Origin of the sequence: Rathayibacter sp. AY1G1, assembly GCF_002932095.1 — a bacterium.
GTDB lineage: Bacteria > Actinomycetota > Actinomycetes > Actinomycetales > Microbacteriaceae > Rathayibacter.
In genome coordinates this window covers 73,417-83,044 of sequence record NZ_PSUZ01000017.1, presented here as the reverse complement: position 1 = coordinate 83,044, position 9,628 = coordinate 73,417, and the positions used below count along the sequence as shown (strand labels likewise).

The window sequence follows — 9,628 nt, the reverse complement described above, 5'->3', positions numbered from 1 at the left end:
CGGCGGCGAGCTGCGGATGCAGGACGACGGCAATCTCGTCATCTACCGCCGCAGCGGCTCGGCCGCGTGGGCCAGCAGCATCGGCGGCCGGATCGACGAGCCGCGCACCGACACCCTCCGCCGTGGCAGCACCCTCTACGCGGGGAACCGGCTCGCCACTCAGGGAGGCACCACGGCGGTCATGCAGGCGGACGGCAACCTCGTCGTCTACGGACAGGGCGGGGCTCTCTGGGCGAGCGGCACCCGCGGCCGGGGCAACGTACTCCGGATGCAGGACGACGGGAACGCCGTGGTCTACACCGCGGACGGCGCGCCCGTGTGGGCCTCGGACACGTCCGGCGAGCCGGGCGCCACGATGGTCCTCCGCGAGGGCGATCTCCGGATCGCGGACGACTCCGGCGTCCTCTGGAGCAGTGCCGCGCTCGTCGTGCGCGACTCGCTCTCCCCGAGCGGCCTCGTCGTCGCGGGCACGCGGCTGACCTCGGCGAGCGGGCAGTGGCGGGCTGAGATGCAGCGCGACGGCAACTTCGTCGTCTACGGGCCGAACGGCGCGGACTGGGCGACGAACACCTCCTCCGCCTCCGGTGCCGCCTTCTCGATGAGCTCCGAGGGCCGGCTCGACGTGGCCGACTCCCGGATCCTCTGGCTGCGGTTCCCGAGGATCTCCTTCGGCATCGGCCAGAGCGGCGTCGTCGCGCCCTACCGCCTCGTGCTGCAGGACGACGGCCGCCTCGTCGAGTACGACGGCATCGGACGGGCCGTCTGGGCCAGCCGGGGCTGACGCGCGACGCATGATGGAGGGGTGAGCGACCCCGGCGACTTCATCCGCTCGGCCCTGGAGTACGAGGGCGACGTCTGGCGCGCGCAGGACGTGCGCGAGCGCCTGGGAGCAGGGCTCGACTCGACGGGCGCCTCGGTCGGGGCGGTCCGCGGCACCGTCCGCGACGCGCTGAGGAAGTTCCGCTCGCTCGAGCACGACGACGTGACCGCCCTCTCCTCCGAGCTGTGGGAGCCGGCGGTGTTCGAGCCGCGGCTGGCGGCCGTCGTGCTGCTGCAGTCCCGAGCCGAGTGGCTGCGCGGCTCCGACCTCACCCGGCTCGAGGGCTTCGTCCGCGACTCCCGCGTGGACGAGCTGAGCGACCCGCTGGCCCGCGACGTCGTCGCTCCGCTCCTGGCAGGGCTGCTTGGTGCGGCGCGGACCCGGGCGGACGCGGTCCTCGACCGCTGGGAGGCGGAGGGCGGGCGCCTGGCGCGCGCGGCCGCCCTGGCGCGGGCCTCGGTCCCGACGGAGCACGGCTGAACGGCCGCTCGGACCGACCGCCCCGCGGAGCCGGACGCCTGCTCAGGCGGCCCGGTACTCCTGAGCCGCCGTGCCGTCCGCCACCCGGATCCGCGTGTCGAACTCCAGGCCCGGATCGACCCGGTGCGCGATCAGGACCACCGTCCGCCCCTCGGCGGCGCGGAGCAGATCCCCGAGCAGGGCGTCGGCCACGGGAGCGTCCACCGACGCCGTCGGCTCGTCCAGCACCAGGACGCGGAAATCGGCCAGGAGTGCGCGTGCGAGGGCGATCCGCTGAGCCTGACCGCCCGAGACGAGCGAGCCCCGCTCCCCCACCCGCGCGTCGAGCCCGCCGCGTGCAGCGACCCAGGGCCCGAGCCCGACCCGCTCGAGCACCGCCTCGAGCACGGCGCCATCGGCCTCGGGCCGCGCGAAGAGGAGGTTCTGCCGGATCGTGTCGTCGAAGAGGTACGGCTGCTGCTCCACGAGCCCGACCCGCTTCCGCACCTCCGCCTGCGGCAGCGTGCGCGCCTCGACTCCGCCCAGGAGGTAGCTGCCGGAGTGGTCGAGGAAGCGCACCAGAGCGTGCGCGAGCGTGGTCTTCCCGGACCCGCTGCCGCCGGTGACGAGGACGCGCGCACCCTCCGGCAGGTCGAGCGAGACGCCCCGCAGCGCGGGCGTGTGCGCGCCGGGCCAGCTCACCGACAGGTCGCGCAGGACGATGCCGGCGCCCCGGGGAGCCGGGGCATCCGGGTCCACGTCCGCGTCGGTCGCGAGCGCCGGCGACGCCGCCTCGGCGTCCAGATCGGCCAGGCGCTGAGCGCTCGAGAGCGCGGTGCGCGCCGCCTGCACGGCGAGCGGCGCGGCGGCGGCGACCTCGAAGACCGCGAGCGGCACGAGCGCGACGACTCCCAGCGCCGGACCGCCGAGGTCGCCGATCACCGGGATCCCGAGCACGAGGCCCGCCCAGACCGCACCGCCCGAGCAGAGGGCGAGGACGGCCGCGGCCAGTCCGGTGGAGGCCGCCCGTCGACGCGCCGCCCGGGCGAGCGACTCCTCCGCGCGTGCCACGTCCGCCAGAGCGTCGCTCGCCGCATCGAAGGCGATGAGCACGTCGAGGCGGGTGACCAGCAGGTTGAGGCGCTCGGCGAGCTCCCCGCGCAGCGGCGCCAGCTCGCGGTCCGCCTGCGCGGAGAGCCGGCCGGCGCCCAGAGCCCCGCCGGCGAAGGCGAGGACGAGCAGCGCCAGCAGCACGGCGCCCATCGCCGGCAGCAGCAGCCAGACGCCGACCACGGAGACCGCAGCGACCAGTGCCGCGACGACCAGCGGCTGCACGACGCGCAGCGGCACGTCCTGCTGGGCGTCGACGTCCGCCACCACCCGGGAGACCAGGTCGCCGCGGCGCACGCGGCCCAGCCCGTCCGGCGCGACCGGCACCAGGCGCTCGTAGACGCCCGCCCGGAGCTCCGCGAGCGCGCGGAAGGCGGCGTCGTGGCCGGTCAGCCGCTCGAGGTAGCGGAAGAAGGCCCGCGCCAGCGCGAACGCCCGCACGCCCACGACGGCCATGGAGAGGAACAGGATCGGCGGCTGCTCGGCCGCGCGGACGATCAGCCAGGCCGAGCAGGCCAGCAGCGCCACGACGGCCGAGGAGGAGAGCAGCCCGAAGGACAGACCCGGCAGGAAGCGGCGCGGCCCGGGCATCGCGGCGCGGAGGACGTCGGAGCGGTTCACCTCGCGACCGCCCCCGCCGGCGCCAGGGCGATCACGGCGTCGGCCGCCGCGACGGTCGCCGGCCGGTGGCTGGCGACGACGACGATCGTCCCGCTCTCCGCCAGCGTCCGGAGTCCGGCGAGCAGCGCCCGCTCGGACTCCTCGTCGAGGGCGGCGGTCGGCTCGTCCAGGGCCAGCACCGCGCACCCGCGCTCGAGCAGGCGGTGCACAGCGCGGGCGACGGCGACACGGGCGCTCTGCCCGCCCGAGAGGCCCGTCCCCTCGGCGTCGAGCCGACGCTCGGGGTCCACGTCGACCGCGGCGATCGCCAGGGCCCGCCGCACGCGCTCGGGGTCCGGCGAGAGTGCTCCGAGCCCGACGGCGGAGGCGACGCTCCCCGGGAGAAGGTCGGGCCGCTGGCCCGCCCAGGCGAGCGTCGACCGCAGATCCGCGACCGGCGACCCGCCGAGCAGCAGCGTGCCCGAGAAGGGCACGAAGCCCGCGAGCGCGGCGATCAGCGTCGACTTCCCGGACCCGCTGGGCCCGGTCACCACGGTGATCGACCCGACGGGTAGCACCGCGTCGACAGGAGCGAGCGTCCGCCCGCGTCCGTCGTCGACCGCGAGACCCCGCAGCTCGAGCGCCCCCGTCGCCGCCGGGGCCTTCCCGCGAGCGGGCAGGGCCGCCGCGCGCTCGAGGACGGCGAAGGCGCGGTCCGCCGCCTGCACCCCGTCCGCCGCCGCATGGAACTCGGCACCGACCTGGCGCACCGGCAGGAACACGTCCGGCGCCAGCACCAGGACGAACAGCCCGACGGCCAGCCCCAGCGAGCCGTCGACGAGCCGCAGCCCGATCGAGACGGCGACCAGTGCGACCGAGAGCGAGCCGGCGAGCTCCAGCACGAAGCCGCTGACGAAGGTCACCCGCAGCACCTTCATCGTGTGCACGCGGTAGTCCTCGGTCAGCGCGCGGATCCGCGTCGCCTGCCGCTCGGCCCGCCCGAAGATCTTGAGTGTTGCGAGGCCGCCGACGGTGTCGACGAAGCCGGACGCGAGCGCCTGCAGCCGCTCCCACTGCCGCGCCTGCACGGCCTGGGTCGCCCAGCCGATCAGCACCATGAACACCGGGATGAGCGGCAGGGTCACCACCAGGAACACCGCGCTGAGCGGATCGGCGAGGAAGACCACGAGTGTCAGGAGCGGCGTCGCCACCGCGGTGGCGATCAGCTGCGGGAGGTAGCGGGCGAAGTAGCCGTCGAGGGAGTCCAGTCCGCCGCCCAGCAGCGCGACGACCCCGCCCGAGCCCCCTTCGGAGCGGCCCGCCGGGCCGAGCTCGACCAGTGCGGCGAGGACCGCCTGCCGCAGCTGCGCCTTCGCTCCTGCTCCTCCGCGCACCGCGTTCACCTCGGTCGCCCAGGCGAGAGCCGCCCGCGCCGCGACGACCGCGAGCAGGGCGGCCAGCAGCGGCGCGAGATCGTCGGCGCCCCTCCCGTCGACCGCAGCGGCCACCAGCTGCGCCACGAGCCACGCGAAGGCGACGATCGCCAGGGTCCTGGCCAGCGCGAGCGCCCCGCCGAGCAGGAGGAACACGCGGGCCGCCCGGGCGTAGCGGAGCAGGCGCGGATCGAGGGGCTTCACGTCAGTGGGCGTCGACCGGGATGTGCGCGCGGCTGATGCGCTTGCGGAAGATCCAGTAGGTCCAGGCCTGGTAGCCGACGATGAGCGGCACGAACACCAGGGCGGTCCAACTCATGACCGTCAGCGTATAGGGCGTGCTGGAGGCGTTCTCGATCGTCAGCCCGTAGGCGGGGACGTTCGAGGCCGGCATCACCGCGGGGAACAGCGTCGCGAAGAGGGCGAGCACGGCGAGCGCGATGGTGCCGGCCAGCAGCGCGAAGGCGCGTCCCTCCCGGCCTCGCGTGATCGCGAGCCAGCCGCCGACGAGGGTCGCGGCCGCGCCCGCCGAGAGCGCCCAGGAGGCGGTGCTCCCCTGGCCGAGGTTGGTCCAGGCCAGGAAGACCGCGGCGACGACCACGGTGAGCAGCCCCGCGCGGGTCGCCAGGCGGCGCGCACGCTCGCGGATCCCCCCCTCCGTCTTCAGGGCGACGAAGACGACTCCGTGCGTGAAGAAGAGCAGGAGGGTCGTCGCTCCGCCCAGGAGCGCGTAGGGGTTCAGCAGGTCCAGGACGGTGCCGGTGAAGTTGTGGTCGGCGTCCATCGGGACGCCCTGCACGATGTTCGCGAAGGCCACGCCCCAGAGGAAGGCGGGCACCGCGGAGCCGACGACGATCATCGTGTCGAAGCGCCGCTTCCACTGCGCCTCCGGACGCTGGTGCCGGTACTCGAACGAGACGCCGCGGGCGATCAGCGCGAGCAGGATGAGCAGAAGCGGCAGGTAGAACCCGCTGAAGAGCGTGGCGTACCACTCCGGGAACGCGGCGAACAGGGCGGCGCCGGCGACGATCACCCACGTCTCGTTCAGGTCCCACACCGGGCCGATCGTGTTGATCAGCACGCGGCGGTCGGTGTCGTCGCGCCCGAGGAACGGGAGCGACATGCCGACGCCGAAGTCGAACCCGTCGAGGACGAAGTAGCCGATGAAGAAGAACGCGACGATCCAGAACCAGAGAACGGCGAGATCCATGAGGGGTGCCTCCTAGTAGACGGTGCCGACGAGCTGCGGGCGACCGCTCTCCTCGTCGACCTCGGGAGCGTCGTCGGGGCCGGCCTGCGCGGCCCGCTTGATCAGGCGGAACTCGACCACGGCGAGCGTGCCGTAGATCGCGGTGAAGGCGAGCAGCGAGATCAGGACCTCGAGGCCGCTCACTCCGGGCGAGACTCCGTCGGCGGTCTTCAGCAGTCCGAACACGAGCCACGGCTGGCGGCCCATCTCGGTGAAGACCCAGCCCACGATCATCGCCATCAGCGGCAGCGGGGCGGCCCAGATCGCGACCTTCCACATCCACTGCTTCGGCTCGCGGCCCTTCCGGGTGAACCAGAGGCCGGCCGCGGCGATGCCGATGGCCAGGACGCCGAGGGCCATCATCCAGCGGAACGACCAGTAGGTGACCCAGATGATCGGCGTGTAGTCGCCGGGTCCGTAGACCTGGGTGTACTGCGCCTGTAGGTCGTTGATGCCTTCGACCGTGCCGGTGAAGGTGTGCGTCGAGAGGAAGGAGAGCAGGTAGGGGATGCGGATCGAGAACAGCTCGCTCGAGCCGTCCGGCGTGCCCCAGGTGAAGACGGAGAAGGAGGCGTCGACGCCCGTGGAGGTCCTGTAGAGCGCCTCCGCGGCCGCCATCTTCATCGGCTGCGTGTCGACCATCGCGAGGCCGAGCGAGTCGCCGGTGAACAGGGTCAGGCCGCCGCTGACGAGCATCATCCAGGCGCCGAACCTCAGCGCGGGGCGCATGGTCTCGAGGTGCTGGTTCCGCGAGAGGTGGTAGGCCGCGACGCTGATGATGACGGCGGCCGAGACCATGAAGCAGGCGAAGATCGTGTGCGGGAACGCGGCGAGAGCGACCTTGTTGGTGAGGAGCGCCCAGATGTCGGTGAGCTCCGCGCGGCCCTTGGTCTCGTTGATGCGGAAGCCGACCGGGTTCTGCATGAACGCGTTCGCGGCGATGATGAAGTAGGCCGAGAGCGTGGTGCCGAGCGTGGTCAGCCAGATGGTGGCCAGGTGCAGCTTCTCGGGCAGCTTGTCCCAGCCGAAGATCCAGAGGCCGATGAAGGTCGCCTCGAGGAAGAAGGCGAGCAGGCCCTCGAACGCCAGCGGGGCCCCGAAGACGTCGCCGACGAAGCGGGAGTAGTCGCTCCAGTTCATCCCGAACTGGAACTCCTGGACGATCCCGGTCACGACGCCCATCGCGAAGTTGATCAGGAAGAGCTTCCCGAAGAACTTCGTCAGCTGCAGGTAGTGCACCTTCCCGGTGCGCACCCAGCAGGTCTGGAAGATCGCGACGGTGAGCGCCATGCCGATCGTGAGCGGCACGAACAGGAAGTGGTAGATCGTCGTCAGACCGAACTGCCATCTCGACAGCAGGAGCGGGTCCAGGAGTTCGTTCACAGCTCCGAGAGTAGGTCGGCGGAAGGGGTCCGACGGCCTCCGATCCCAGTACTGGGGCGGATGTGCGGCCTTCCGCGAGCTCCTGGCGGCACCCTTTCCGGGGTGGCCCCGGACGCCCCTCCGAGCGCTCCCGCCGACCGGTCGCTCGACGTCGAGACAGTCCCTCTCGACGTCGAGGGAGTCCACCGCGCGGCGACTGCCGAGCGGGGCTCGCCTCCGTCGGACCAGCCGCCGCCGGCCTCTCGACGCCGAGCGATCAGGCGGGCGACGGAGCGCTGAGACTTCCTCTCACGGGCCTTCAGCGGATTCCCAGGCGCACATCCGCGAGATCGGCTCTGGGAATCCGTTCACTGCGCGACGCCATCGACGGACTCGCCCGGTGAAGAGACTCCCGGAGCCGATGCCGATGTGCCGTCGGCGGGCGCCCCGCGGTCAGCCGGCGTCGACGCGCGAGCGGGAGCCGGAGAACCAGGCAGGCGCCTGGAAGCCGTACTTCAGCACGGGCAGGTCGCGGGTGAGGCGCCAGTAGCCCAGCGCCGCCGCGACGCCGATCCCGCAGACCAGGAGCGGCACGACCGGTCCGATGACGTCGAGCCAGCGCTCGCCGTCGAAGAGCAGCAGGGTGCTCGTGGCGAGCGAGACGAAGAGGACGTGCACCACGTACACCGGGAGCGTGTTGCGGCCGATGAAGGTGATCCAGCCCGCGCCGCGCCGGTTCGAGAGGAAGCGGGCGACCACGAGCCCGGCGAGGACCGCCAGCACGCTCACCAGGACCAGCCCGATCGTCAGCAGCGGGAAGCGGGCGCGGACGGCGAGGATCACGCCGGCGAGCACGAGGAACAGCACGCCGAAGCCGACTCCGCTGAGGATCCCGCGGCGCTCCACGAACGCGATCACCGCGTTCCGCAGGTAGAGGCCGAGCAGGAAGAACATCAGGTAGCGGGCCATGCCGTCCCAGGCGATGTTCCCGGTGCCCTCGGAGGTGCTGGAGCGGACGGCGTACCAGACCACGGCGATCGCGGTCGCGATGCCGATCTGCACCCGCCAGTCGATCCGGCCCTGCGCGAGCTTGGCGGCCACGAAGAAGATCGTGAGCGCGTAGAGGAACCAGAGCCCGTTGTGCGGCATCACCGGCTGGAGGAGCAGCGCGAGCGGATCGGACTCATCGGTGCCGCCCGGGTTGGGCACCACCAGGAAGAAGAGGAACCGCACCACGGACCAGAGCAGGAAGGCCCAGACCAGCAGGCTCAGCCGCGAACGCCAGAGCTCCGGCCACGACCGGGTGAGCACGGAGCCGGCGAACAGCCCCGAGGCGAGGAAGAACAGCGGCATCCGGAAGGTGATGAGGAGGAGGTTGATCTCGTTCCACGAGTCGGGGGCGATCCCGGCCGTCGTGGTCCACTGCACGGAGTGGGCCAGGGCGACCAGGATGATCGCGATGCCCTTCGCCGTGTCCACCCAGGTGATGCGTGCGCGTGCCATGAGTCCTCGTCGTGATCGTCCATCGGAAGTCGGCCGGCGGCGACGATGGCGATGGCGATGTGCAAGTGTCGCACGGCTGTGCATCCTCTGTGATGTTCTGCACGTATTTGATCACGGCGATCCGGTGACGGAGAGACGGCCACCGGGTGCGCGGGTCCTCGGACGGCCTCCTCGTGGACGACGCGCCCCCGCCGATGCCCGAGGATCGAGCCATGACTCGAGCGACGCCCCCGGGCTCCGCCCCCGACCCCCGCCGCATCCGCCTCCACCTCCTGGTCGCGCTGCTGGTCCTCGCCGGTGCGGCCATCGCCCTCTCGCTCGCCTCGCGGAGCGGAGGAGCGGGCGCTCCGGCCGCGAGCTCCCCCGACCCCGGCCCCACCTCCTCCGTCGACATGGCCGAGCGCGTCGCCGGTCTCGAGAGGCGCTTCGCCGCCGGGTTCCCGCAGCACAGCATCGTCCTCACGGGCAGCTCCACGATCGGCCGCTGGACGACCTCCAAGGAGGACCTGCGCCCGCTCGAGACCTACAACATCGGGATCGGCGGCACGACCGTCGCCGATCACCTCGCGTGGCTGGACCGCATGGTCGCCCCCTTCGATCCCCGCGCCGTGATCGTGTACGTGGGAGCGAACGACATCAGCGGCGAGGAGGGCTCGCGCACCGGCGCCCAGACCGCCGGCGCCGTCGTCGAGTACCTCCAGCGCGTGGAGGAGGTCGCCCCCGACGCCGAGCTGTTCTACGTCGAGATCGCGGAGACGCCCGCCCGCGCCTCCGTCGGCGCCGAGGTCCGCGCCGCCAACACCGCGGTCAGCGCCTACGCCGAGACGGACGGCCGCGTCACCTTCGTCCCCACCGCCGACGCGCTCGTCACCTCCGACGGCTCTGTCGACCCCTCCCTCTTCGTCGACGACGGCCTGCACTTCGACGAGGCCGGCTACGCCCGGTTCTCGGAGGCGGTCCGCGCGGTGGTCCTGCCCGCTCTGGAGTGAGCCGGCGGGCCGCCGCACAGCAGCCCCGCGCGACGTGAGCGGCCCGGGGACACCGCGCCCGGAGCCCCCAGTGTTGACCCTGAAGGGGGACACGGCCCCTCCG

Annotated in this window: 8 protein-coding genes; 3 read left to right on the top strand and 5 right to left on the bottom strand. The window is 72.8% G+C overall.

Annotated elements, in window-relative coordinates:
- Both C5C36_RS11065 and C5C36_RS11060 read left to right on the top strand, forming a co-directional pair.
- Nucleotides 1–781: hypothetical protein (locus C5C36_RS11065; protein WP_219814896.1), on the top strand; the 781-nt coding region annotated here is incomplete at its 5' end.
- 21 nt (nucleotides 782–802) lie between these two features.
- Nucleotides 803–1,300 carry a DNA alkylation repair protein gene (locus tag C5C36_RS11060; RefSeq protein WP_104261741.1) on the top strand — a complete coding sequence of 166 codons (498 nt, stop codon included), beginning with the start codon at nucleotides 803–805 and terminating at the stop codon, nucleotides 1,298–1,300.
- A 42-nt stretch (nucleotides 1,301–1,342) separates the two neighbouring features.
- On the opposite strand, the gene cydC is transcribed toward C5C36_RS11060, so the two are convergent.
- The 5 genes from cydC to C5C36_RS11035 all read right to left on the bottom strand — a co-directional run bounded on the left by cydC (nucleotide 1,343) and on the right by C5C36_RS11035 (nucleotide 8,536).
- Entirely contained in the window at nucleotides 1,343–3,010 is a 1,668-nt protein-coding gene (cydC, locus tag C5C36_RS11055; protein WP_104309752.1) for a thiol reductant ABC exporter subunit CydC, read from the bottom strand.
- Nucleotides 3,007–4,626, bottom strand: coding sequence for a thiol reductant ABC exporter subunit CydD (gene cydD, locus C5C36_RS11050; protein WP_104309751.1), 1,620 nt, complete (start codon nucleotides 4,624–4,626; stop codon nucleotides 3,007–3,009). The genes cydC and cydD overlap by 4 nt, the downstream gene beginning before the upstream one ends.
- A 1-nt stretch (nucleotide 4,627) precedes the next feature.
- On the bottom strand, nucleotides 4,628–5,632 hold the full coding sequence (gene cydB, locus C5C36_RS11045) for a cytochrome d ubiquinol oxidase subunit II (protein WP_104223117.1): 1,005 nt from the start codon (nucleotides 5,630–5,632) through the stop codon (nucleotides 4,628–4,630).
- Nucleotides 5,633–5,644: 12 nt separating this feature from the next.
- Nucleotides 5,645–7,054, bottom strand: coding sequence for a cytochrome ubiquinol oxidase subunit I (locus C5C36_RS11040; RefSeq protein WP_104261744.1), 1,410 nt, complete (start codon nucleotides 7,052–7,054; stop codon nucleotides 5,645–5,647).
- Between the two features lie 432 nt (nucleotides 7,055–7,486).
- Entirely contained in the window at nucleotides 7,487–8,536 is a 1,050-nt protein-coding gene (locus C5C36_RS11035) for an acyltransferase family protein (RefSeq protein ID WP_181131414.1), read from the bottom strand.
- A gap of 212 nt (nucleotides 8,537–8,748) precedes the next feature.
- On the opposite strand from C5C36_RS11035, the gene C5C36_RS11030 reads away from it, so the two are divergent.
- On the top strand, nucleotides 8,749–9,525 hold the full coding sequence (locus C5C36_RS11030; protein WP_181133806.1) for a GDSL-type esterase/lipase family protein: 777 nt from the start codon (nucleotides 8,749–8,751) through the stop codon (nucleotides 9,523–9,525).
- Nucleotides 9,526–9,628 lie beyond the last annotated feature (103 nt).